General features: G+C 42.1%; 28 protein-coding genes. 2 read left to right on the plus strand and 26 right to left on the minus strand.

The window, feature by feature from the left end; genetic code table 11:
* Positions 1–4 precede the first annotated feature (4 nt).
* The 17 genes from spoIIIAE to CLHUN_RS13010 all read right to left on the minus strand — a co-directional run bounded on the left by spoIIIAE (position 5) and on the right by CLHUN_RS13010 (position 15,112).
* Complete coding sequence (spoIIIAE, locus tag CLHUN_RS12930; RefSeq protein WP_080065050.1) at positions 5–1,333, minus strand: stage III sporulation protein AE; 1,329 nt, start codon at positions 1,331–1,333, stop codon at positions 5–7.
* A gap of 51 nt (positions 1,334–1,384) precedes the next feature.
* On the minus strand, positions 1,385–1,771 hold the full coding sequence (gene spoIIIAD, locus CLHUN_RS12935) for a stage III sporulation protein AD (protein ID WP_080065051.1): 387 nt from the start codon (positions 1,769–1,771) through the stop codon (positions 1,385–1,387).
* A 53-nt stretch (positions 1,772–1,824) separates the two neighbouring features.
* Complete coding sequence (spoIIIAC, locus tag CLHUN_RS12940; protein WP_080065052.1) at positions 1,825–2,019, minus strand: stage III sporulation protein AC; 195 nt, start codon at positions 2,017–2,019, stop codon at positions 1,825–1,827.
* Between the two features lie 50 nt (positions 2,020–2,069).
* Complete coding sequence (spoIIIAB, locus tag CLHUN_RS12945) at positions 2,070–2,588, minus strand: stage III sporulation protein SpoIIIAB (protein ID WP_080065053.1); 519 nt, start codon at positions 2,586–2,588, stop codon at positions 2,070–2,072.
* Positions 2,579–3,562: a stage III sporulation protein AA gene (gene spoIIIAA, locus CLHUN_RS12950; protein WP_080065054.1), complete on the minus strand. Its 984-nt coding sequence runs from the start codon at positions 3,560–3,562 to the stop codon at positions 2,579–2,581. The genes spoIIIAB and spoIIIAA overlap by 10 nt, the downstream gene beginning before the upstream one ends.
* Before the next feature lie 309 nt (positions 3,563–3,871).
* Positions 3,872–4,408, minus strand: coding sequence for an FHA domain-containing protein (locus tag CLHUN_RS12955; RefSeq protein WP_080065055.1), 537 nt, complete (start codon positions 4,406–4,408; stop codon positions 3,872–3,874).
* Positions 4,409–4,471: 63 nt separating this feature from the next.
* A complete protein-coding gene (locus tag CLHUN_RS22555; protein ID WP_242656513.1) occupies positions 4,472–6,748 on the minus strand; it encodes an eCIS core domain-containing protein in 2,277 nt (758 codons plus the stop codon).
* A 459-nt stretch (positions 6,749–7,207) separates the two neighbouring features.
* Complete coding sequence (locus CLHUN_RS12965; RefSeq protein ID WP_080065056.1) at positions 7,208–8,026, minus strand: ABC transporter permease; 819 nt, start codon at positions 8,024–8,026, stop codon at positions 7,208–7,210.
* Complete coding sequence (locus CLHUN_RS12970) at positions 8,020–8,718, minus strand: ABC transporter ATP-binding protein (protein ID WP_080065057.1); 699 nt, start codon at positions 8,716–8,718, stop codon at positions 8,020–8,022. The genes CLHUN_RS12965 and CLHUN_RS12970 overlap by 7 nt, the downstream gene beginning before the upstream one ends.
* Positions 8,711–9,097 carry a GntR family transcriptional regulator gene (locus tag CLHUN_RS12975; RefSeq protein WP_080065058.1) on the minus strand — a complete coding sequence of 129 codons (387 nt, stop codon included), beginning with the start codon at positions 9,095–9,097 and terminating at the stop codon, positions 8,711–8,713. The genes CLHUN_RS12970 and CLHUN_RS12975 overlap by 8 nt, the downstream gene beginning before the upstream one ends.
* A gap of 25 nt (positions 9,098–9,122) precedes the next feature.
* Positions 9,123–9,569: a hypothetical protein gene (locus CLHUN_RS12980; protein WP_080065059.1), complete on the minus strand. Its 447-nt coding sequence runs from the start codon at positions 9,567–9,569 to the stop codon at positions 9,123–9,125.
* Between the two features lie 198 nt (positions 9,570–9,767).
* Positions 9,768–10,190, minus strand: a complete 423-nt coding sequence (locus tag CLHUN_RS12985; protein WP_080065060.1) for a CD1247 N-terminal domain-containing protein — start codon at positions 10,188–10,190, stop codon at positions 9,768–9,770.
* A 33-nt stretch (positions 10,191–10,223) separates the two neighbouring features.
* A complete protein-coding gene (efp, locus tag CLHUN_RS12990; protein ID WP_080065061.1) occupies positions 10,224–10,787 on the minus strand; it encodes an elongation factor P in 564 nt (187 codons plus the stop codon).
* Positions 10,788–11,049: 262 nt separating this feature from the next.
* Positions 11,050–12,135 (minus strand): aminopeptidase P family protein, encoded by a 1,086-nt coding sequence (locus CLHUN_RS12995; RefSeq protein ID WP_080065062.1) that lies wholly within the window; start codon positions 12,133–12,135, stop codon positions 11,050–11,052.
* 108 nt (positions 12,136–12,243) lie between these two features.
* Entirely contained in the window at positions 12,244–12,681 is a 438-nt protein-coding gene (gene aroQ / locus CLHUN_RS13000; protein WP_080065063.1) for a type II 3-dehydroquinate dehydratase, read from the minus strand.
* A 31-nt stretch (positions 12,682–12,712) separates the two neighbouring features.
* Entirely contained in the window at positions 12,713–13,573 is an 861-nt protein-coding gene (locus CLHUN_RS13005) for a TIM barrel protein (RefSeq protein WP_080065064.1), read from the minus strand.
* Between the two features lie 102 nt (positions 13,574–13,675).
* Positions 13,676–15,112, minus strand: a complete 1,437-nt coding sequence (locus CLHUN_RS13010; protein ID WP_080065065.1) for an aminopeptidase — start codon at positions 15,110–15,112, stop codon at positions 13,676–13,678.
* 186 nt (positions 15,113–15,298) lie between these two features.
* Here CLHUN_RS13010 and CLHUN_RS13015 point away from each other — a divergent pair, with 186 nt between their 5' ends.
* A complete protein-coding gene (locus tag CLHUN_RS13015; RefSeq protein WP_080065066.1) occupies positions 15,299–16,096 on the plus strand; it encodes a histidinol-phosphatase HisJ family protein in 798 nt (265 codons plus the stop codon).
* Positions 16,097–16,287: 191 nt separating this feature from the next.
* On the plus strand, positions 16,288–16,422 hold the full coding sequence (locus tag CLHUN_RS22730; RefSeq protein ID WP_278247544.1) for a hypothetical protein: 135 nt from the start codon (positions 16,288–16,290) through the stop codon (positions 16,420–16,422).
* 38 nt (positions 16,423–16,460) lie between these two features.
* Here the strand turns inward: CLHUN_RS22730 and CLHUN_RS13020 are convergent, their stop codons facing one another.
* The 9 genes from CLHUN_RS13020 to CLHUN_RS13060 form a co-directional block, all read right to left on the minus strand.
* Complete coding sequence (locus tag CLHUN_RS13020) at positions 16,461–17,231, minus strand: GNAT family N-acetyltransferase (RefSeq protein WP_080065067.1); 771 nt, start codon at positions 17,229–17,231, stop codon at positions 16,461–16,463.
* 14 nt (positions 17,232–17,245) lie between these two features.
* The gene (gene mnmA, locus CLHUN_RS13025) at positions 17,246–18,325 is read right to left on the minus strand and encodes a tRNA 2-thiouridine(34) synthase MnmA (protein ID WP_080065068.1); all 1,080 of its coding nucleotides are present in this window, start codon (positions 18,323–18,325) and stop codon (positions 17,246–17,248) included.
* 85 nt (positions 18,326–18,410) lie between these two features.
* Positions 18,411–18,869 (minus strand): Fe-S cluster assembly scaffold protein NifU, encoded by a 459-nt coding sequence (gene nifU / locus CLHUN_RS13030; RefSeq protein ID WP_080065069.1) that lies wholly within the window; start codon positions 18,867–18,869, stop codon positions 18,411–18,413.
* Between the two features lie 56 nt (positions 18,870–18,925).
* The gene (nifS, locus tag CLHUN_RS13035; RefSeq protein ID WP_080065070.1) at positions 18,926–20,107 is read right to left on the minus strand and encodes a cysteine desulfurase NifS; all 1,182 of its coding nucleotides are present in this window, start codon (positions 20,105–20,107) and stop codon (positions 18,926–18,928) included.
* Between the two features lie 99 nt (positions 20,108–20,206).
* Positions 20,207–20,653: an RrF2 family transcriptional regulator gene (locus tag CLHUN_RS13040; protein ID WP_080065071.1), complete on the minus strand. Its 447-nt coding sequence runs from the start codon at positions 20,651–20,653 to the stop codon at positions 20,207–20,209.
* Positions 20,654–20,769: 116 nt separating this feature from the next.
* Positions 20,770–21,069: a YkuS family protein gene (locus CLHUN_RS13045; RefSeq protein WP_080065072.1), complete on the minus strand. Its 300-nt coding sequence runs from the start codon at positions 21,067–21,069 to the stop codon at positions 20,770–20,772.
* A 159-nt stretch (positions 21,070–21,228) separates the two neighbouring features.
* Entirely contained in the window at positions 21,229–21,510 is a 282-nt protein-coding gene (locus CLHUN_RS13050) for a hypothetical protein (protein ID WP_080065073.1), read from the minus strand.
* The gene (locus CLHUN_RS13055; protein WP_080065074.1) at positions 21,510–22,799 is read right to left on the minus strand and encodes a replication-associated recombination protein A; all 1,290 of its coding nucleotides are present in this window, start codon (positions 22,797–22,799) and stop codon (positions 21,510–21,512) included. The genes CLHUN_RS13050 and CLHUN_RS13055 overlap by 1 nt, the downstream gene beginning before the upstream one ends.
* A 144-nt stretch (positions 22,800–22,943) precedes the next feature.
* Positions 22,944–24,923 carry a stalk domain-containing protein gene (locus tag CLHUN_RS13060; RefSeq protein ID WP_080065075.1) on the minus strand — a complete coding sequence of 660 codons (1,980 nt, stop codon included), beginning with the start codon at positions 24,921–24,923 and terminating at the stop codon, positions 22,944–22,946.
* Positions 24,924–24,934 lie beyond the last annotated feature (11 nt).

Genomic DNA, 24,934 nt, shown 5'->3' on the forward strand with positions numbered 1-24,934 from the left:
TCACCTACCTTATCATGGCTGAAATATTTGTGGTGCTTATGACAACCGTAATTGCAATCAGGAACATTACAGCAACCGCTGCCGTGACTCCCAGTATATATGTCAGCGATCCGGCCATATCATTGAGGCAGTTTGTTATTTTCCTGTCTGAAATAGGCTCCACGAACGCACAGGCCAGCTTGTACAAAATAATCATGGCAAGTATTTTCAAAAGCGGTGCAAGGCATATTATTATAATTCCCAGCATTGCTATGACACCTGACGCATTTTTTATGACAAGTGTACAGCCCACCACCGTATCGGCGGCGTCAGCCAGGTATTTTCCCACAACAGGTATAAAGGTTCCAAGTGCATATTTTGCCGTTTTGCTGGTTACACCGTCAACTACCGCTCCCATTGAGCCCTGTATGGAAACGATTCCTATAAAAACCGTAAGTATCAGTCCAAGACCCCAGGTGCATATCTGCTTCATGAAGCCCGAAAGTTTAGTTAACTGCACCTTGTCGGATATGTTATTTACAATATTCAGTACTGTCACAAGAAAAATAAGAGGTATGAAAAAGTTTTTAATAACCGTAGCACCCACTTCCACCAGCATTATAAGTACAGGCTGGAAGACCCCTGCGGAGGTCAGGTTGCCGGCTGATACCAGAAGGGTTATAAGCAGCGGTATGATGGCATGCATAAAGGTCACCATGCTGTCTATTATGGAAAAGCACATGTTCATTGCACTGCTGAAGCTGACCATCAGTACCGAAACAATAACTATATAGCAGACGAAAAAAGCCAGCTCGCCCACACTTTCTCCAAGAAAGGAATTCTGCAGGTTTTTAAGTATTGCACATATTATTGCCAGTATGACTATTTTTAAAAGGACATTTATATTCAAAAATACCTCCTCAAGAAGATATCTGATTATTCTGTTAAGAAGACCCTGAATACTGAATTTGAAATCTCCCTTGGCGGCATCCGATAAAATTTCTTCCGGATTGAAATCAGGGAACAGTTTCTGAGTCTCACCGGTGTAAAACTTTTTCAGAGTATCTCCGATTCCCGAGGAATTGTTCGACTCAAGCTGCTCATTGATTATTCCCAATTCATCCTGGGTAATTCCTGCGTTCTCTGAACCCTTTCCGTTTCTGCTTTCTGTCTTCCTGTGTTCAGGCAGGGCTGCCGTGTCCTTTGCAAGGCTTTTGTCCTGAAGGGTTTCCCCGCTGCCGGCAGCACGTATTTCTGCAGGAAGGAATAAACCCAGCATTACTATCAGAAGCAGTATGAATATTTTATATTTTTGCAATTGTGCTGTTCTCTCAACCATACTTTTCCTTTGCATTTTTTATCTCCTATCTGTGCCGTTTATATAAATTCAAATTGTATTGATTGCTCATGGCATGAGCTTTACCACCAGGTCCAGAAGCGATGAAATTATTGGAACTGCCAGGATAACAATGGTTACTTTACCTGCCAGCTCTATTTTTGATGCTATCGAAGACTCGCCGGCATCCTTGCAAACCTCTGCGCCAAACTCCGCTATATACGCAATTCCAACTATTTTAAGCAGTATCCCTATGTAGGCCGCATCTATATCAGCCTTTCTGCTGAAGGTCTTTATGAACTCTATAACCGACGTAAGCTTGACCACAATCAGGATAAATATCAGAAGACCGGTGGCTATGCTTACCTGCAATGCTATTTCAGGTTTCTGCTGTTTTATTGTTACAGACAGTACAACAGCTACTATTCCGATGCAAACAATTTGAAGTATATCCATATCATCCTTATCCTCATAAAGTTATGCCGTACAGGATATTATCCTGAGTTTATCTAGAACTGAAACATAGTCTTGACTGCTGCAAACAGGCCGGCAATTTCTTTTGAAACCATCATCAGCACCACTACAATTCCTGCAAGAGTAGTCATCATTGCCTGTTCTTCTCTTCCCGAACGGATGAGCACCTGATTAAGAACCGACACCAGTATTCCGATGGCTGCTATTTTAAATATTAAATCCACGCTCATTATAAGCCCCCCTCATGTCGCTTTTGCAATATCCAATTGCCCAAGCAGACTTAAAATAATATGATGGTTATAGCAAGTCCGCTTAAAACCCCAAGACTTCTATACATTTTTTCATTTTTTTTCTTCATTTCTTCCGATTTTATTTCCTGAAGCCTGAGCTGGGAGGTGACAAGCCTTATGTTGTTGAGCTGTCCTTCCAGGTCTGAATTTCCAAGCATCTTACCAAAGGTGGCCAGTATGGACTTGTCCTCTTTATTTAGCGAAAGCCTTGGGGCGTTGTCGTCTACTGCTCTTTCCCAGGCTGTATCCGCCGTGACGCCTCCGGCCTCAAGGTTTTGGGCGGCGGCCTTGAACAGTATGGCTGCTTCTACCCCTGAGTTTTCATATATTCTCGTAAACGCTTCAGTAAGCAGGTTGGACAGGTAGCTGATTTCATTTTCAAGCATTTGCAGCAAAGCCTGCAGCTCCCGCAGTGTTCTTGGTCTCCTTGAGCAATCGGCCGCCTTGGAAAAACCTATTACACTTGTAGCACCTATGAGAACTGCAGCACCTATGAGCTTTACAAGCATGGGGAACACCTCCTGTAGATGATGCTCAGTTGTGAGTCAATTACCTCCTCCAGTGTGCCCGGTCCTTCACCTGAGCTAAGCACGATATAGCGCTCAAAGGTTCCTGCCTTGATAAGGGCCAGCAGCTCTTCCCTCATTTTGAGCTCCGATATGTTATAGCCATGGGCAGAGGCAATTATTTTTACTCCGGAATTAAGTACCTTCAATATTGCAGCCCCATCTCCATGTGTACCGATTTCATCAGTAATTATCACATGAGGTGACATGCTTCTAAGCAGCATTTCCATGCCTAAGGCCTTTGGACAGCTATCCATAACATCCGTCCTGAAGCCCACATCATTTTGCGGGATACCTTTACTGCAGGCAGCTATTTCAGACCTTTCGTCAACAATTCCTATTTTGAGGCCCTTAAAATCCAGTTCCAGGTCGCCATTGCTCAACAGTCTTGCCGCATCCCGGAGTATTGTTGTCTTGCCGCATTGTGGAGGCCCTATAATGAGAGTGTTATATACTTCGGTGTTATTTTTCATTATGTAGCCGGCAACACGCATTGCGCAGCCCTTTATTTCCTTTGCAACACGTATGTTTATCCCGTTGAAATCCTTGATATTTCTGATCTGTCCATCCTGGAATACTACCCTGCCGCACAGACCTACGCGGTGTCCGCCTTTCAAAGTCAGAAATCCGGCTTTTATTTCATCCTGAAAAGCATAAACCGAATTTTCACTCATTAATTCAATGGTCTTGGTGATTTCATTTTGGACCACCATATATGAATCCTTTATATTGCCGGTTAATTCACCGTCAGCAGTCACAAACAGGTCGAACGCACCGTCGGCTGCCATCAGCGGCTTGCCCGCTCTCATTCGTATTTCCTGAAGATTGTCCAACTTTTTGCTGTCCATCCTCATAAACACTGCCCGTATGCTTGGCATCAAATAGGGCATTATGTCGCTCTGAACACCTTTAATCATATGTATACCTCTCTTAGGTTTCCAATTTTTAGCTTCCATTCGGAATTTCAATCCACGCTCCTACGTGAGGCGCATGTTACATATCCAGAGAGGATTGATATCGATATTTCAATCCACGCTCCTACATGAGGAGCGACCGATATGACGTAATTTCCAATCACTTATCCAAGTAAGTTATTTATATATATTAGGCTTTGTCCAGGTTTATGACATAAATTTAAAACAAAAAGACGGTTATCATAAAGATAACCGCCCGCGAGGTTTAAACCTTACGCACTAGTAAGTGTTCTCCATCATATTGATTGCCCTTTAATACTTCAAAGTAGTTAATCCAATATCAATTTCTCTCAATACAACAGATGACTTATCAGCATACTTTACTTTCATTTTCTTTAAAATCTTAAAAGATTTTAAACCTCCAATTGAACCAAATGCACATGCCAAATTTACAAGTTCATAATCCGTTAAGTTCTCTAATTCTAAAAGTGGTTCTAACAGTAAAATGCCTTCCTTGCAATCCAAACCACCTATAACATCAATAATTACTGGTCTCACTTGTTCGACATATAGCAAATCCTTAACCTTTTCCAAACAATTCTGAGTATTTCTACGCCCAATTGCAGTTATTGCTTCCTTAAGTTCATACTCAAAATCTTCAGGTTCTATACGCCCAACTTCAGGTGGATTCAATAGAATATCAATCAAAATTTCAAATGAATCATCATCCATAATATTATACATATCTGTATGCATTTTCTCATAATCATCCATGCAATCCATCTTTTGAAATGGCCCAAGTGAACCTGATAAATTTATTAATATATTGAGGACTTCTTTTCTAGTCATACATTAATTCCTTTCCTGCATTTTTGCAGACAGCTCTTGGTACTAAAATCACGGTATAATTTACTATTCTTCAATCACAAGTTCATAAATTGTTCTTGTTATTCCAGAACCTGCCCAATATCCAACACCACCAGCAATAAGGGTTCCTACTCCATGTGCAACCCAAGCCCATGGTCCTGCTACATCAGCCGGAGTCCACCAAGCAGCAAACGCCGCTGCTCCCGCAGTAGCCCCAGCCCATCCTCCTGCTGATTCCACAACCGCCTTTACCTTATCCTCGGCAACATAGACTTTATATACATCCGCTGCAACACCTACAACAATTAATACTTTTCCTCCATATCTGAATACATTACGAACTGTTCCTGCCCACTTTAACTTTGTTGCCATTGCTTCAGCCGCCTCAACTAAAGCTGGTTCTACTGCATCCCCTTTACCTTTTACAATCTCAGCTAGGGCTGTAATGCCGCCTTTCACCTGAACTTTTGAAGCATCTGCTACTACAGCAAATTTTCCAGACCCCTGTTTTGAAAAAGCACTTCCTTCTTGAAGTATTACTTCACCAACCTTACTAGAAGATGCTCGGACAAGTTCACCTACTTTATCCCACATACGAGATTCAGCAAATCTTTTATGAAATTGTGTAAATGCTTTTTGCATTTTACTGTTTAGTGGTGTAGTGTCGGATAGTCCATTATAATTTCGGAACTTCGACATTGCTTCAGCTTCTGTAGCAGTCTTTGTGGTATTAAACATTTGAAGCAACCGAGCTTCATCAAAAACAAGGAAACCATTTGGCTTTGTGACATCTACCGGAATATCAATATTTTTATTTGGACTTATACCAACATAAGGATTTCCTTCGGTAACAAACCAAGAACATCCTCCCTTACCAAACTCTGGCTTAAATCCATACTCACCTTTAGATAGGTTCTTAAGCATTTCAGTAGCAACTTCTGGGGTAACAGAGGCATTAGCAGGTATAACCCCTGTTTCATTTTGACCAAAATAGTAATAAAAAGTCCTATTTGCTATTTGTTCTGCTTCCGTATCTTCTTTTGAATTACCCGTCCCCTTATTTCCATTCTCGACTTTCTTTGGAGGAGTGTTATTGTAATTTGCAGTTACCTTCTTAGTTTTTTCTTTCTGTAATGCAGCATATGTACGCTGATCCAATTTCCCCGTTGGCTCAATGCCCTGGAAGTGTTCCACCTCTTTACGGTTCTCAGCGGTTCCATTTTTCTTTATACCTTCCAATTCTGTTTCACAGCCTTTTTGAAAACTCAACAAGGCTTCATAAGTCTCCCCGCTATTGCTCCACTTCCCATCAGCCCCATATTTGGGCAGTTTGTAACCCATATTCATGAGCATTAATTGGGCTTCTTTGACATAGGCATTATACACCCCGGCTTTTATGTCCCAATTATAAGTTGAATTGTTTTCCGGGCTTTTTCCTATTCCCATTATACCATTTTTTGCCTGTTCGGGTACATTGGAATTATTCAATAATTTATATGCGCTATTCAAGCTCTTGGCCGTACCGGGTCCGCAGCCTACATATTTGCCTTTTTTATCATATAGCTCCTGCTTGTCCAGCTTCATATATCCTGTTTGGAAGTTAATTAACGATTCCCTGGTAACGTCCCCAAAATACCCGCTGGCTTTATCACCGCTTCTTCCTGTCCAGTAATTCATACTTATTAAAACCTGCTGTATTTTCTTTACATTTTCGCTGGTTTCGCCATATGCTGCCGGTATTATCTCAGCTTTTTCTGCCGTCTCCTGTTTTTTTGTATTCTGAGCTGCAATTTTCATTCCTTCTTCCTGTGTTGTAACTCTCTGGATAACAGTTCCTTTTGTACCTGGAGCTTTTACTCCGTTTGTTTGTTCAATATGTAATATACTGTCCTCAGCGTTGCTCTCTGCTTTTTTACCCATTATGTCGGCTTCTTTTTCCAAATGCTCATCAGCGTTCACATCAAGGCCGGATTTAAGCTGAAATGCTGCACTTACTCTTCCCTGCTTCTGCTGTACCACATGCCAGCCCTCATGAGGGAGATAATTTTCCTGGCCCGGCCCAATATAAATTTCGCTTCCCTGAGTATACGCAAGTGCTCCCTCCTGCTGAGGTTTATCAGAATTATAATGCACCTGTACGTCAGAAAGACTGACTCCAGAAAGGTTTTCCAACCCGGTCTGCAGTTTATCCGGCAGACCTGTATTAGAAGCTGTACTCCTTTCATCCTGCTTTTTTTGCTGCATTTTTCCTTGCACTGGCAGCTCTTTTTCAAAGGACAGCCCCATTTTTCGAAGCCGTTTGCGCTGTCTGCCCTCTTCCATTAACTTTACAGCCTCCCGGTAACCCACCGCACTCTGAAATATCAAAAACTCCTCCTGAGTTATCAAATCAGGGTCTGAAAGTATAAACTGTAATATTATTCTATAATCCGTACTCCTGACATTGTTTTTTTAGCAGGTTGACCCTGCTTGAGGTTTTGTTTATGTGAATTTGAATTTATTTTGGCTGAAGCTTGCTCTGTTTTCTTCTGTGCCGGGGCTCTCATATACATTTTGTATCACTCCAAAATTTATTTTCTATACCTTATAGTAAATTTTGAAGTTGACTTAACACCCTGTTTTAACAAGGAACTTTTCCCAGTAGTCTGCAACAGATAAAACTTATCAGACGTTACAGACCACTGGTCATTACACCAAAAAAGAGCATGCTCCCTACTTAAAGTAGTTGGCAATACTCCCTTTTGTATAAGGTTTTATTATGTGGCTAACATTTCAATATTATCATCTCAATGACACCTTGTTTTTCATAATTCTTGAGGTTACATAGAACAATATGCATACCATAATGATTTCAAATATATAGCCTCCAAACCCTATTACAATTGTCGTGGGTTCTGCTCCCTTCATGCTTTCGAGCAGATAGCCGAACATATTTTGGGAAGTCAGGGAAACTCCTATATTTTCCACCAGATCAATTTCTACTGAAAACGGTACAAATATGGCAAATATTGCTTCTGCTATTTGCAGGATTACATTTGTTGCGATAAAGACCAGAAAGGCAGCAGCTCCGCCCATACTGTGAAAGGCAGGCCTGTTTGCCATGGTTATTGCGAAATATATCTGACCCAGCAAGTATAGGGTTGCAAGAATCATCATTGGCACGAAAAGATATATTACTTTTTCCATTCCGTATATTTTGAGCTGATCCATTACCATTGAAAGCTCTCCGGTTAAACCAAAGCCATATAAGCTTATATAAAATGCGCACACAGTCACTCCGTAGCTCAGCAGCATCCAAAAGAAAGCAGCTATACCCTTGGCTGCCAGCAGCAAATGCGGCTTTACAGGTAACGTAAACATCAGGTAGCCTTCATTTGAATAAAGATTTCTATAAAATCTCATGGCAATTACAACGAAGGTTACAATTGAAACAGCGATACCAAGCAAAAGCAGTACAAACGAGGTTGTCATCCTGAACCAGTCGATATCCAACGTCTTGGCCGAAAGCACCATACTTGCAAAAATAAGACTTATCAGGTAGAACATCGGAATTATGCGTGCAGTATCCTTAAATTCATGTTTTAATAATTTGTTTAACATTTGAATACCTCCTCAAATAATTCAACGACAGATTTGCCTTTGCTTTCACGAATATTGTCCACAGTGTCGTCTATGAGAATCCTTCTGTCCCCAACCATTATCACCTTGTCAAAAATCCTTTCCACATCATGTATCAGGTGGGTTGATATGAGCACCACGGAATCCTCCGAATAATTGTTCAGGATAATATCCAGCATGGCCTTTCTTGATGCAGGGTCCAGTCCTCCCAGCGGTTCGTCCAGCAGATAGATTTTTGCTCTTCTGGACATCACAAGTATAAGCTGGACCTTTTCCTGCATTCCCTTGGACATACTTTTTATTTTTTGATTGGGATCAAGCTTGAATTGCTGGAACATCTCCTCAGCTTTCTTCCTGTCAAAATCGGTATAAAAGTCCTCAAAGAAATCCATGGCTTCCCTTGCCCTGTAATTTTCCGACAAATAGGTTTTCTCAGGCAGGTATGATATTAAGGCTTTTGAGGCTTCACCCGGTTCATTGCCGTCTATCAGCACCTTTCCGTTATAATCTTTTATAAGTCCTGCCATCACCTTTATCAACGAGGTCTTGCCGCAGCCGTTGGGACCAAGCAGGCCCACTATAGTGCCGCTCTCAAGTGTCAAGGATATATTGTCCAGAACTTTTTTGGAACCGTATTTCTTCTCTAAGGCTATAATTTCAATTATCTTACCCATTACTGCCTTCCCCCTTTATAAGGTCTAATTTATTTGTAACTATATAAATAACTTCATCCCTTTTATAACCCAGCTTTTCCATGGCATCATAGTAATTATCGGTGTATTGCCGGGCCATTTCGCTTCTGGCCTTTAAGATTTTCTGGTGATCCTGTGCCACATATCTGCCTGAAGTTCTTTCGGTATAAAGCAGTCCATCCCGTTCCAATTCTGCCAATGCCCTCTGCATGGTATTGGGATTTACCGAAAACTCCACTGCCAGGTCCCTCACCGACTGAAGGCGCTGCCCTGGCTCCCATACCCCCGCCACAATTTTAAGTTTTACATCATTCATTATCTGAATATAAATAGGCACGTTTGATGAAAAATCGTTTGCCATGAAGTTCCTCCTTTCTTAAATGCGGCTATTTCTCCTGGTCTATTTTGTCCCAGGTTATTTTATAGCTTCCCTTGTGCTCATCACCTTCCACAGTAATCTCATAGTTGCCCGGCTTATCCAGCTTTACCTTGAAATCCGATGTAGGCAGGTCTGTTCCCTGATAAATAGTTTCTTCTTCCCGGCCTTTTTCAGCTTCTGTTCTGTTTGCAGCCCCTGAATCAGTTTTTTTGGAGATTTCCAGATCAAGTTTTCCTTCTGTGGTAACAATAGCTACGCTGACTTCAATTGCTTCTCCATCCCCAACTTTAACTTTGGTTGTTTTATAACCGCTGAATTTCTGATAGGACATGGACATTTTTGAAAAGGTATTTACCTCAACTGAGCCTCTTGTAACCCCACTGCCGTATGTACAACCTGAGATTGCAGCTATTGCCAGCAATGCGGCAAATAAAAGCATAAGCCTGTTTTTCATATTATAACTTGCTCCTTTCAAACCCATATATTGTATTACTGTATCATTGTATTAATCACTTAATACAATGATACAGTAATTGTATTAAGGTGTCAATACAATTTCACAATCTATTATATATACAATTTACCGCTGCCCCGGCAAAAGACATATAAAAAAGCTGCCGTCAAAAGCCGGCAGCTTTACCAAAGTCAATTACTATTCTTCATCGTGCTCATGGCCACAGCCGCAGTCGCACTCATCATCATCACAATCACAATCCCATTCAAGCTCTATCTTCTGATGGCAGTGAGGGCACTCAATTGATTCTGCATCCTCATCAATCAGCTCAAGATCAACTTCAATTTCTTCACCGCAGTACGGACACTGGATTTCTTCAAATTCAATATCATCCTCTTGTTCATATACGGTTTTTTCGAGTTCGGCAAGATCCTCATCAATACCATCAACCTGCTCGCCCATTTCGTCCTGTATCTCTTCAACATCTTCTATTGCAAGAGAAATATCATCCAGAACATCAATGATAGCAGTCAAAAGTTTGCCTTCATTTGTAGTGTCATCAATTTTCATACCCTCTGCCAAGCCTTTTATGAAAGCAACTCGCTCACTAATATAGCTCATAATCCTACCTCCTCTGTCTTTCCTTGATATTTATTATTTGTTTACTCTTTCCATATATTCATTTGTTCTGGTATCAATTCTGATTACATCACCAGTATTAACAAAAAGAGGCACTTTTATAACTGCACCGGTTTCAACAGTAGCCGGCTTGGTCGCACCTGTAGCAGTGTCACCCTTGAAGCCGGGGTCAGTTTGGGTTACTTCAAGTTCCACAAAGGTAGGTGGCTCTATACCGAAAACATTTCCCTTATGTGAAAGTATTCTTACTACATTGTTTTCCTTTACAAGATCAAGGGCATTACCTATAGCAGACTTGTTTATGGGAAGCTGCTCATAGGATTCAACATCCATAAAATAATACAAGTCACCATCGTTATAGAGATACTGCATATCTTTTCTTTCAATATGAGCCTTGGGCATCTTGTCAGTTGGATTAAAAGTTCTTTCAACTGTAGCTCCGGTCACTATATTTTTCAGCCTTGTTCTAACAAAAGCAGCTCCTTTGCCTGGTTTTACGTGTTGGAATTCAACAACCTGAAAGATGTTATTGTCCAACTCAAAAGTTACGCCGTTCCTAAAATCACCAGCAACTATCATATCTTACCTCCATGATATAAATAAATATGCATTTTATAAATTTAAATGAATAACACAAAACTTTATGTTTAATTGTACCCTAGTTTATATTAAATTAATTTTCAGGTTTAAGCAAGAAAAATTTTCAATTTAATAGTAAATGCTTCAATTTTAGTGTATTTTTTTGAAAGTTTTCCTAAAGTCAATTACCGTTGAAACCTTCATTTCCCATGGGAAGATATGTTTCAAGCATTTTATTTTAAATTTTCCACAGTTTTACTTTTTACAGTATAATTATTTCTTTGGGTGCCTGGGTCAATACCTGAGGTTTGTCATCCCGTATGATAATTGTATCTTCAATCCTCACACCGCCCAGGCCCTCTACATATATTCCCGGCTCAACAGTCACGGCCATCCTGTTTTCCAGTGCCTTTTCTCCGCTCATGGACAGTCTTGGGCTTTCATGAATTTCAAGTCCCACACCATGTCCAAGACCATGTCCGAATTTGCCCTCATAGCCCTTGCTGTAAATGATATCCCTGGCTATCCTGTCAACTTCTCTTCCGGTTCTGCCCCTTACGGCTCCTCTTTCGGAGGTCAACTGGGCCTCAAGCACAATATTGTAAATATCAATGAGCCTTTTATCCGGCTGTCCCAGAAAGACTGTCCTTGTTATATCAGAGCAGTAGTGGTTGTATAATGCCCCAAAATCTATGGTTATGGCGTCACCAAGTTCCAGTTTTTTGTCCGATGCCACTCCATGCGGCATTGACGACCTCAAACCGGAAGCCACTATTGTTTCAAAAGAAGGACCTGCCGCTCCAAGCTTTTTCATTTTATACTCAAGTTCGGCTGCCACATCAAGCTCGGTTATTCCGGGCCTGATTAAAGGAAGTACTTGCATCAGTGCATCGTCCGCTATTTTTACGGCTTTTGCAATAATTTCAATTTCCTGCTCGTCCTTAATGCTTCTCATATCATCTACTGCCAGGCCCATACCTTTGAATTCCATGTCCTTAAACCGGTCGGACAGTGCCCTGCCGGCAGAATAGCTGACTGCGTGGTCTTCAAAGCCAATGCTCCTAGCCTGTTCGGAATGTATCAGTTCTCCGATGGTTTCATTTATGTCCGGCTTGTGCTGAACTATTTGAAACAGAGGAGCCTGACGGGCAGATTGCTCCATATATCTGAAATCTGTAAGCAGATAGGCTTTTTTTGAGGTTATCAGCAAATTTGCTGAAGTCCCTGTAAAGCCTGACAAATACATATAACTTTCTCTTTTTGTAATCAAGGCCGCCTCAAGGTGCAATTCTGCCAACCTGTTCCTGAAACCGTCCAGTCTTTTACTGAGATTTTCTGCATTAAACATTTAACTGCCTCCTAAATTCCCCATTATTTAATAAGTCAATGTCCTTATCTTTATTTTTATATTTTTTTTATATTTTTTTTTATATTTACTGTTTACCTGCCCTTAACCTTAGCCTGGCTGAAGCTCTGCCGCAGCGTGCAATGCAAGGATATAGCTCATCTTTCCAAAACCGCAAATCTGTCCCACACACACGGGGGCAATTACAGAGGTGTGCCTGAATTCTTCTCTGCTATGTATGTTTGAAAGGTGAATCTCTATTGTAGGAAGCTCTATGGCCTTGATTGCATCCCTGATGGCTATGCTGTAATGGGTGTAGGCACCTGCGTTTATTACTATGCAGTCATAGACCTCCCGGGCTGCATGAAGCTTATCAATGATTTCCCCTTCGTGATTGCTCTGTATAAAATCCGTTTCAAGCCCCAACTGTTCAGATGTTATATTTACCGCCTTGGCAATATCCAGTAAAGTCTCACTTCCGTAAACACCTTTTTCACGGACTCCCAGCAAATTCAGGTTAGGCCCGTTTACAACCAATACTTTTTTCATTTTTTGCCTCCTTTTGTTATCAGTATTTATTCTATTCATACTTCTCTCTGGCTTCCATATATATCTTTTTCAGGGCAACAGCATCTTCAGCCATCATTCCCCTTGACTCACATATTATAACAGGTTCCATTCTTCTTTTTACAAGAATGGGCGCAAGGTGCTCAAATTCCGGCCCATACTGCCTGTCGGAGAAATTCCAGTGCCTTTTTTCTCCGCCCCTTGAAAACTCAATCCTGCTGAAATGACAATGTATCCTTTTTGCCCTCTCTTTTCCGATGTAGTTTTCAATCATATTGATAACCGCGGCAAAGTCCTCCTCTGAATTCAAGATTCCCAGTCCACGGGCATGCACATGTCCGAAATCTATTGTTGGAATAACCCTCTCATCAACCTTGCACATCTCCAGAATTTCCTCTACCGTACCCAACTGGTTTTGTTTGCCCAGCACCTCCGGACAGATGTGTATATCCCCAAAACCGGCAGCATCAGCCAGTTCCAAGGTCTCGGCCAGGATTGCCAGCGCCTGCCTCAAAGCGGCTTCCCTGGGAATCTTGCTGCAGGAGCCTGTATGCACCACAATTCTTTTGGCTCCCATCCATCTTGCAACCTGCATGGTTTCCAGTATATATCTTTTTGAATTTTCCCTTTTTTCAGCCTCTTCACTGGCCATATTAATATAATAGGGTGCGTGAATGCTCAGGAATATATTGTTCTCCATGGCCTGAAGCCCTATTTCCCTGGCTGTTGCTTCACCGACCTTGACACCTTTGCTGCAGGAATACTCATAAGCCTCCAGGCCCATTGATGCCAGCCACGCCGGCATTTGTGAAGACGATTTGTAGCCCTGTTCATAAAAACTGTCCGAGTTTCCGGAGGGTCCGAATTTAATCATTTGCTTCTCCCTTGGTTTATTCCAACCTTCTGATGAGGTTTATCATTATTCTTTCTTATATATTATTCAAAAATACCGCCTTGGGTAAGGCAATCTCTTCTATTATGCCGGATTGCTTTCAAGAAAAGCCTGCATTGCCTTGTAGCACATGAACACGTCTATTTTGCTGGTAACCTCCACCGGAGAGTGCATTGACAAAATCGGCACACCGCAGTCCAGGACTTCGACTCCAAGGTTTGCAACATACTGTGCTATGGTTCCGCCTCCACCCTGATCCACCTTGCCAAGTTCAGCAGTATGCCATATTATGCCCTTATCGTTGAACAGCTTTCTTATCAAGCCCATCATTTCGGCACTGGCATCACTGGCATCATACTTTCCCCTGGAACCGGTATATTTCTGAATAACTACTCCATTTCCCAGGTATGAAGCATTTCTTTTTTCGTATACTTCCTGGTATGAGGGGTCAACACCCGGATTCACATCTGCCGAAAGCATATAAGAGTTTTCCAGGCATTGATTAAGCAGAACATCCGAATAATTGTCACTGGTCAGATAAAGCAATTTTGAAATGAAGCTTTTGAGAAAATTGGATTGTGCCCCTGTGTTTCCGGTGCTGCCTATTTCCTCCTTGTCGGTCAGTATACACAGTGCCGTCCTCGCAGCAGGTTTTGCATCCAGCATGGCCTGTACGCAGGTAAAAGCACAAACTCTGTCATCCTGTCCATAAGCTCCGATCAGGCTTCTGTCAAGGCCTATATCTCTGGCTTTAAAAGCAGGAACAGCTTCAAGCTCAGCCGAAAGAAAATCCTCCTCCACCATGCCGTACTTTTCGTTAAGAAGCTTCAGTATGTTAAGCTTGATTTTATCTTTAAGCTTTTTGTCATTATAGGGCCTTGACCCCAACAGAAGATTCAAACCTTCTCCGGTTACAACTTCGGTAGCTTTTTTCTGCATCTGATCCTGGGCCAGGTGCGGCAGAAGATCGGTTATTGTAAAAACAGGATCAGTTTCATCCTCTCCTATGCAAATGTCCACCTTCGTTCCGTCAGCCCTGACAACTACTCCATGAAGGGAGTATGGAATGGCAACCCACTGATATTTCTTGATTCCGCCGTAATAATGGGTTTTAAGCAGCACAAGCCCTGAGTCTTCATACAATGGATTTTGCTTGATATCTATTCTCGGAGAATCAATATGAGCACCCACCATGTTTATTCCGTCTGCAACCGGCTTGTCACCCAAAATTGCAAATGCAACCGCCTTATGTTTATTTATGTAATAAACCCTGGCGCCCTTCCTTAATTTTTTTCCCTGCTTGAACAAAAGCTGCAGGTTTTCATAACCGTTTTTGACCAGCTCTTTTTCAACAACTGCGGCAAACTCCCTTTCTGTTTTTCCTTTATCCAGATATGCCTTATAATTTTCACAAAGGTCATAGGCCTTGCGTATCTCATTTTCACCATGTTCCCAGGCATTTTTTGTTTCATAGGACAATTTTTCCTTCAGCAGTTCTCCTTGTGATTTTTCTTCACCCATGACACTCTCCCGTCCGCATGCACAGCCTGCATGCCTGCTCCATTATTTTTGACTTAATTTTAAAAAGTTGATAATATTAAAACAATACTGCTTCTCATATATTAAGATATCCAATTCATTATACAAATAAAACAGATTGGATAATTTATTCAGTTTTAATTATACTTATCAAAGGAGAAAGTTACAATGTATGACAATCATATTCATTCAAAATTTTCCACAGACTCAAAAATGGATGCGGAAGCTGCTTGTAAACGAGCGGTGGAAATAGGCCTTAAGGGAATTGTTTTTACAGATCATGTGGATTATGACTATCCCGACTTTGATGAAAGCTTTTTAATTGACTATGAAAACTATTTTCAGGTTTTCTGCGGACTTAAAGACAGGTGGAAAGGAAAGCTTGATGTTTTGATAGGTGTTGAGATGGGGTTCCAGCCCCAGGTTACAGACAAAATAAATCAGGTGCTTGCCATGTATCCTTTCGATTTTGTAATTAATTCCGTTCATATAATAGACCATATGGACCCCTATACCGGTGCTTTTTTCAGAGGGCGCTCCCAGCAGCAGTCCTATGAGCGTTACCTGGAGGAAATTCTGCTGTCCGTCAATGCGTACGACAACTATGACATTATAGGTCATATAGGTTATGCAGCCCGATATGGAAATTTTGAGGATAAGCCCTTAAGATACGCCGACTACAGTGATATCCTGGACATGATACTCAAAGCTGTCATACATAAAGGAAAAGGTATTGAACTCAACACCTCGGGACTCCGGTCTGACTTACAGCAACCCATACCCGGTTACGATGTATTCAGGAGATATTTCGAGCTTGGGGGCGAAATCGTCACAATAGGTTCGGATTCGCACTTTACGGAGCATTTGGGCCATTGCTTCGAGGAGGCCGCCCACTGCCTGAAAGCTATCGGATTTAAATATACCATGCATTTTGAGAAGCGGAAGCCGGTTTTTGAAGCCTTTTAGCCAATTCAACCGGTTGTGCCGGCTAAAATATAGTTAACAGACAAAAGGCTGCCTACTCCCTGTCGAGCCTGAAATAACCAGTTAAGTTAATTATTATTTACTTATGTAATGGAAACTTAACATAAATTGGTATTGATATTATATGTAAATAGGTATATAGTTAATACTGTAGTTGAAAGAAGGTGAGAAAATTGAATAATAATAACGTATATTTAAATTCCGACGTTATTGAGGATTGCCTGAGTGAAGCCTTTGATGTTTTTGAAAAACATCCTGACAGCGATATACACGGCAACCCCCGGAAAATAAGAGAAACAGCCTCCTGACCCAAGGCTTTTTTTATTTTATGCCGGTTTTCACTTCTTCATCTTGCAGGAACCGCATAGGTTACATATTCTTTTTCAAAGTGATATCCCAACTTTTCTGCCAAGGCCACAGATTCCCTGTTGGCGGCATCCCAACTAGGATACAGCTTTCTGTCAAGACATTCCAGTATTAGCCTTGAAGCACATGCAAGAGCCAGTCCCTTCCGCCTGTAATCTTCCCTGGTATCTATCTCTATTTCTATGCCGTCTCTGTAAACAGTATAGGAGGAAGCCCCTGAAACCAGCTTGTCACCGTGAAAAACGGCAAAGCCCATGCCATATCTTTCATAATCTGCATAGGTTGAAAATTGTGAGCATAAATCCTTTGACCAGCTTTCCCGCCTTGTTTTCAGATATATTTTCTCATCAATACTTTTTACGGCATACTCCGGTGAAAGGTTTTCAATATAGCAGCCCAGGCTTTTCCGGTCAAATACCCCCGGCTCCTTCTTTATGGCATACCTCATGAACCTTTCGTACCTGCTCTTGTAAATCCTTTCAATCCCTGCAGCCCACTTGTGATTTTCAGGTATCATCAGTATGTATTCGGAGGGAAAATTGCCGGGTATGTTTTTAATAAGCTCGTCATCGGGCTGCCCGGCAAAAAAGCAGAAATCACCGGTTATTATCTGAGCCGCTCCGGGCTTTTCCCCACTGCGGGCCCAGGCCTTGCCCATATAGCCCTGGAGGCAGGACCAGATGAGAGTTTCGTCCCAGCCCTGAAAAAGCGGTGCTATTTTATCCATCTCTTCCTTTTTAACTTCAATCATGGCTGCCCGCCCTCCTAATCTATGGTTCCTCCGCCTACTACCACATCTCCGTCATAGAAAACCACAGACTGCCCAGGTGTTATCGCCCTCTGAGGAGTATCAAATACCACCCTGATCTGCTTTGTCCCCATTAGCCATATAGTCGCAGGTGCTTCCCTTGCGGAATAGCGGATTTTTGCATTTACTCTCATCCCGTCATAAGGGCCTTCCATGGAAATGAAATTCAGGTCGGAAGCAGTAAGTGTGTCCGAAAAAACCTCACTGTCGTCTCCCAGAATCACCCTGTTGTTTTCAGCATCCAGAGCCACAACAAACATCGGCTTTCCAAAGGCTATTCCAAGCCCCTTCCTCTGTCCCACAGTATAATGTACTATGCCTCTGTGGGTACCTAAAACATTGCCTCTGGTGTCCACAAACTTGCCGGGAATTATTTTTTTGGGACTGTTTTCGCTTAAAAACCTTCCATAATCATTATCGCTGATAAAGCAGATTTCCTGACTGTCAGGCTTTGTTGCAACAGAAAGTCCTATTTCCTTTGCGATTTCCCTTATCTGCTCCTTTGAGTAGTCACCCACAGGCATCAAGGTCCTGCTCAGTTGCTCCTGTGTCAGATTGTAGAGCGCATAGGTCTGGTCCTTCCTGTCAGTGACGGATTTCTTAAGAATAAATCTGCCTGAAACAGGGTCCTCCACAACCTTGGCATAATGGCCGGTGGCAATATAGTCAATTCCCATGGAAATGGCCTTGTCAAGCATAGCCTGCCATTTCACATGTCTGTTGCATGCAATGCACGGGTTGGGAGTACGGCCTTTAAAGTACTCATCCTTAAAATATTCTATGACCGTCTTATTGAAAATGTCTTTAAAATTCAGCACATAATACGGTATGCCAAGCTTATTTGCCACTCTCCTGGCATCATCCACCGCAGAAAGCGAGCAGCAGCCGCCTTCGGATTTTTTCGACTCCTCGTCCATATCCTGCCATATTTGCAGTGTCACTCCTATTACCTCATAACCCTGCCGCAATAAAATGGCGGCTGCAACAGAACTGTCTACGCCGCCGCTCATACCGAGCATAACCTTCTTTGAATTCATCAGTCAATCTCCTGTACAAAAAAGGCTAAATAATAACATCCTGCATTTATTATTTAACCCTTTAAATTAATTGAAAAGTCAATTATCAATCCTCGTCCTCAAAATCCTCTTCTCGACCGTGGCTGTGTCCGCAACTGTTGCAGCAGCCTGTACAGTCCACACTTTCATCAGAGGCCAGTCCGTTCCTTCTTCTATAATCCTCCAGAGCTGCTGCTATAGCTTCTTCTGCAAGGTTTGAACAGTGCATCTTTGCTGGCGGCAAACCGTCCAGTGCCTCCGCAACAGCCTTGTTTGTAATCTTCATAGCCTCTTCCACAGTCTTGCCCTTAACCAGCTCGGTTGCCATGCTGCTGGTAGCGACCGCGGCTCCGCAGCCAAAGGTTTTGAATTTTGCATCTACAACAATATTATCCTCTATCTTCAGGTACATCTTCATTATATCACCGCATTTTGCGTTTCCAACCTGACCCACGCCATTTGCATCATCAATTTCTCCAACATTTCTTGGATTTGAAAAATGGTCCATAACTTTTTCACTATACATTTTACATAACCTCTTTCCTGTTATAGATATCAATAGTTTAACGGTTAAGCCTGTAATTACTTCTTGTTTTTAACTGCTTCGTACAATGGAGACATATCTCTTAACCTGCTGACTATTTTAGGAATTTCCTCAAGTATAAAATCAACATCCTCCTGGGTATTTACATCTCCGAAAGTCAATCTCAGGGAACCATGTGCAATTTCATGGGGCAGACCTATTGCCATCAACACATGGGAGGGATCAAGTGAGCCTGAAGAGCAGGCAGAGCCGCTGGAACCGCAGACACCCAGCATATCAAGCATCAGCAGCAGTGATTCTCCTTCAATATACTGAAATGAAATATTCACGTTTCCGGGCAATCTGCTGCTTCTATGCCCGTTGAGCCTGATATACGGTACTTTTGCCATAAGTCCTTCTATGGTTTTTTCTCTTAAATCCAAAAGCTTTTTATTGTAGGCTTCCATATTTTCCGTTGCAAGTTCTATTGCTTTTCCAAGTCCGATTATTCCCGGAAGATTTTCTGTACTGGCTCTCTTTCCCCGCTCCTGAGCTCCGCCATGTATAAAGGAAGTAATTCTGACTCCCTTTTTCACATACAAAGCGCCCACACCCTTCGGTCCATAAAATTTATGACCCGAAAGAGAGAGCAGGTCGATATTCAGTTTATTTACATCAATATCCACATTTCCCACCGCCTGTACCGCATCGGTGTGGAATATGATGCCCTTTTCACGGGCAATGGCCCCTATTTCCTGTATTGGCTGAATGGTTCCGATTTCGTTGTTGGCAAACATTATGCTTATAAGTATAGTTGTGTCCTTGATGGCTTTTTTCAAATCCTCAAGTGAAACGGCACCGTCGCTGTCCACAGGCAGATAAGTAACCTCAAAACCCTCACCCTCCAGGTATTTGCATGCATTCATAATTGCCGGATGCTCTATGGCAGATGTAATAATGTGGTTGCCTTTTTTTCTGTTTGCGGCGGCCACACCCTTTACAGCCCAATTGTCCGCTTCACTTCCCGATCCTGTAAAATATATCTCTCTGGCTTCAGACTTCAAAGCCTTTGCTACTTTTTCCCTTGCTTCTTCAATAGCTTTTTTGCTTTCACGTCCAAGACTATATATAGAAGATGCATTTCCAAAATGTTCAGTAAAGTATGGCTTCATTGCCTCAAATACTTCAGGTTTTACATAAGTGGTTGCTGCGTGATCCAAATAAATAATTCTGTTTCCCATGTCGAACACTCCCTTTTATATAAACTTCACCAGGAATAATTGAAGTAGTTTTCAAGCATTCCTTAATTATATACCCTTACAAGAATTTAAAAAACAGGATTATATGTAATATATATAATCATTTTTTGTTTTGCTTTCATACTCCAGAACCAGGTCAGCAATTGAAATAGAATCAACAACCTCGTTTATTTTATCCCTCAGCTTGGCCCAAACTGTAGCCGTAACGCAATAGTCAGCCTTGTCGCAACTAACGGGCATCTCAAGATCAATACAGTCTACAGGGCAAAGTGTTCCCTCAAGAGATCTCAAAACATCCCCCACAGATATGCTTTCAGCCGACTTTGCAAGTAAATAACCGCCCTGAGCACCTCTTATGCTTTTTACAAGACCTGACTTTTTCAAGGATGAAAAAAGCTGTTCCAGATAATTTTCTGAAAGGCCCTGTCTTTCTGCAACACATTTTAAAGATACCTGACCATCCCTGTCATGGACGGCAAGATCAACGATAGCTCTAAGACCATATCTTCCCTTTGTTGATACCTTCACGCTAATCACCTTAATTCCAATTAATTTACTAGACTTTAATTGATGTTACCATATCGTGTTAAGGAATTCAAGTATAAATAGCAACATTTATACAAACAAATGGTAAAATTTTATTGTTAACAATTATCGTCCGAATCAAAAAAAGAACTGTAGCACCTTGTTTTCAACATGTAGTCAATTTCGTCAATGCTCTTTCCGTTTGCGCAGACAATAAAAACACCATAGCTGGATTTGCTGCTGGTGCTCATTACCGGACCTGTATTTTCTTCTGTTATGGCTGAAAAATCAAAACGCTTGCCCTCATACACTACTGCATCAATAGGATTTCTATAAGTATATAAATCCACCACGGTGTAACCGCGGCGGGTCAGTGCCTTTGAAAGCTCTGGCATATTCGGCTGTACTGCTACTATCATATTTTACCTCCGGAACTGTAAAGGAATACCCTTCATTTCATGGCATATGCTTCCAGTAAATATTCCTTCTACATGAAGTTATTCCCTGATAGTATTTGCAGTGGTAAAATAATTATTCCAAATATCACGTAAAAACCTTAAACATCAGGTTATTTTCAGTCATTGTTCTGAGGTCTCTTGAACATTTTCATTGCCGTCTCCCTGAAACTCCTCAATATCCTCCTGAGTTTCCGAGAAGTTTTCAAGTCCCGTCCCTCCCGCATTCTCTCCCGTCTTAATTATCTTATTGCTGGGCAGGGGCTTGTTTGAAAAAATAAACCAAACAGCAATTATTGCATACACGGCAACGCTTTGCATCTGGAACACATGAAAAAATACTATGTTTAACAACAACAGAACAAAACCTGCAAGCAATATCCACGCCAATACTCTTCTCATCATCACTGATCTCTCCATTTCTCCAACCAATCTTTTATTTTGGCCTCATAGCCGTTTGCTGTGGGGTGATAATATAAGGTTCCCTTCATTTCCTCCGGTAAAAATTCCTGCTTTACTATATTGTTTTTATAGTCATGGGCGTATTTATAGCCCTGTCCATAGCCTAACTGCTCCATTCCCCTGGCTGCCGCATTGCGCAGGTGCATTGGAACACTTCCGGTATTTTTTGTTTCAACATCAGCAAGAGCTTTGTTTATAGCCACATACGCCGAGTTTGATTTCGGGCTGCATGCCACTGTAACCGCAGCGTGACCCAGTATTATTCTGGCCTCCGGCATTCCGATCATTTTAACGGCCTGGGCCGCAGCAACGGCCACCTGCAATGCGGTGGGATTGGCCATTCCCACATCCTCAGAAGCGCATATTATTATTCTTCTGGCCAGGAACTCAACATCCTCACCTGCATATAGGGCCCTGGCCAGATAAAATACTGCGGCATCCGGACTGCTTCCCCTCATGGACTTTATAAAGGCACTGATATTATCATAGTGCTCCTCTCCGTTCTTATCAAAGCGTATGGCCTTTTTTTGGACACACTCTTCGATGGTATTCAAGGTAATGTCCAGGGAGCCGTTTTCATCCAATTCTGAGGTGAGCACAGCCAATTCGATTGAATTAAGGGCTGTACGGGCATCTCCCGAGCAGACCAGACTCAGGTAATCCAGTGCAGCCTGGTCAATATTGATGCTGTAGTTTCCCAGTCCCCTCTCCTTGTCCTCTATTGCTGTTAAAAGCAGCTTTTTTATATCCTTTTCTTCAAGGGGCTTCAGCATAAAAACCGTGGACCTGGATATCAAGGCCTTGTTGACTTCAAAAAAAGGGTTTTCAGTTGTTGCACCGATCAAAACTATTGACCCATCCTCCACATATGGCAGAAGGGCGTCCTGCTGGGACTTGTTGAAGCGATGTATTTCATCTATGAACAAAACAGTCCTGCCCTTCGGGTTGAGCATCGGATTCCTTGTATCCGCCGCTATCCGCTTGATATCTGCAACTCCCGAGGTGACGGCGTTGAGTTTCTCGAAGCTGGATTGTGTTGTATTGGCAATAATTCTTGCCAGGGAAGTCTTTCCCGTACCTGGAGGCCCATATAGTATGATTGAAGTAATCCTGTCGGCCTTAATCATCCGGTACAGCATTTTATCCTTGCCGATTATGTGGTCCTGTCCCACAAATTCTTCAATTGTCCGGGGTGACATCCTGTATGCCAGGGGTTCTATTTTCTCTCTCATAATACTCCTTATGGTTATTGCGGTACTGCGTAAATATATTCCTAGTATAACATTGGATAAATAGGGTGCATAAATTGGGAGGAGATTTTTTGGAAATACAAGGCCAAATTATGCGCCAGGATTTACCCAATGTTGTAATAACTGTCAGTTTTTAATCGTAAAGGAATTCCATATGTCCCCGGCCTCGCTATTTGCCTCCAAAGTGGCAGTAAGCTCAGGAACAGCAGTAACATAACAGTATGAATTGCCGCCTGCCTCAAAACAGTAGCAGGTCACGGTTGCAAAATAATCCTTTTCTTCACTTTCAACCTTGTAGGTGTATACTCTCATCTGGAGGCCCTTTTCACTTGCAGTGCCCTGGACAGGAGTCGCCTTGTATACCTTCTTGAGAGTTTTCATTATGCTGAACCGTTCTTCATCAGGAAGATTTTTTGACAGTGCAGAATTCTCCTGGGAATAAACCATTACACTTGTATTTGAGTAGGGATTGAGGAAGGTTACACTGCTGTCATCCTCAGACGCTGACTTTGTCCAATATCCAGGAATCTTCAAACTCCATTTGAAGGTCTTGTTCATATATTCAAAAGGGCCATCCTGCTGAGCCACTCTTATTCCCAGATTTCTGGCGTTAAATTTTTCAAAATCACTTTGAAACCGGTCTTCATCAATGGAATAGAAGCTCATTTGATTTATGGTTTCCTTAAATTGTCCAATAAGCCTGTCATGTTCATTCCCAGGTATTTTCACAGTTATTTCATAGACAAAATCCCCCTGGATGAAATAATACTCATCGATTATATAGTCCCTGCTTCCCTGCCTGATACCAAATCTCAAAGTTCTGGCTTCTGCCCCTGCAACCGGCTCATAGCTGTCTGAAATAAACTTGTATACTGCCCTGTTAAAATAGGTATTATACTTTTTTACTATATTGTCCACATACTCATCAAGACTTCCGCTTTCGCCCAGGGTGTTCATGGTAACCTTCATATAATGGGTGCTGTCCAGTCCCAGGCAGGTGGACATGGGATCATCATTTGCCAAAACCCTGTCCCAGCTTGCAGGAACATCCATTGACCAGGGCATATATTTCGACTCAAGATTCAGCGCTATGTAGTTGTAGAAACCAGCTTTCCCCTGCTTTATCCTGGATAAGTCCTCAACCCCCTTAACCGCTCCCCTGTAACTGAGATTAAAGGAATTCACAATATTTTCGTAGTATTTGTCTGTCAGCAGTTTTTCAGGGGTGACAGAATTATCGTAACAATTTATTGTCAGATAGTAAAAATAATCTCCCTTGTCAAAAACTTTTACCCGGAGTGCTTCATCGTATTCTGTCAGCCTGGTATACTGAAAGTAGGGGATATCAGCCTTCACATCCATTTTTGAGCTTCTCACCGTGCTGTTGTACAGTATGTCATTGTACAATTCAGAAAGCTTCCTGCTTTTTTTGTTCTCAACATATATTTCAAAATAAAGACTTCTGCCTTCATTTGTAATGCCTGTCCTGTCGGACTTGAAGCTGTTGGAAACAATCCTGGAGCCGGAAGGGATACTCAGGCTCCAGCCAAAATAGCTGTTTCCCACCTTTGGACTGCTGATGCCTCCGGTAAGGAAGGACAAATCACTCAATGCTCCGTCATCCTCCAGGACAAGCTTTATATTTCCGGTTTTCAGGTCACCCGTGCCGGTTATGGGAAAGTTATCCACTAAAAAATCCAAAGGAACCATGGTTGATTTATTTTTCAGAGCTGGTGCTGCCGGCAGCTTTTTTGTCTCCCGGTTACAGATATAGCTTGTTTTCCCTATGGTGATACTAGCTGACATTTCTCCATAAATGATTTCCACAACATTGCCGGATTTTTTGTTTACCTCGGCTCCCACTGCCGTTGTAAACCATTCCAGGGGCACCATTATTGTCTTATTGACCACATATGGTTTTTCGGCCACGGAAGACGCACCGTCAATTTTTGCCGCAGCACTTCCCACCTTCAGTTCCAGCACCAGCTTGTCATCGTTGGCGGCGTACGTGCCCGTCAGGCAGGCTGTCAGCAGAGATAACACCAGCAGCAGACCTGCCAGGAATTTTTTCTGATTCTTTAAATTGTTAAAATATATCAGGTTCATAGCAGCACATC

Source organism: Ruminiclostridium hungatei, assembly GCF_002051585.1.
Taxonomy (GTDB): Bacteria; Bacillota; Clostridia; order Acetivibrionales; family DSM-1351; genus Ruminiclostridium; species Ruminiclostridium hungatei.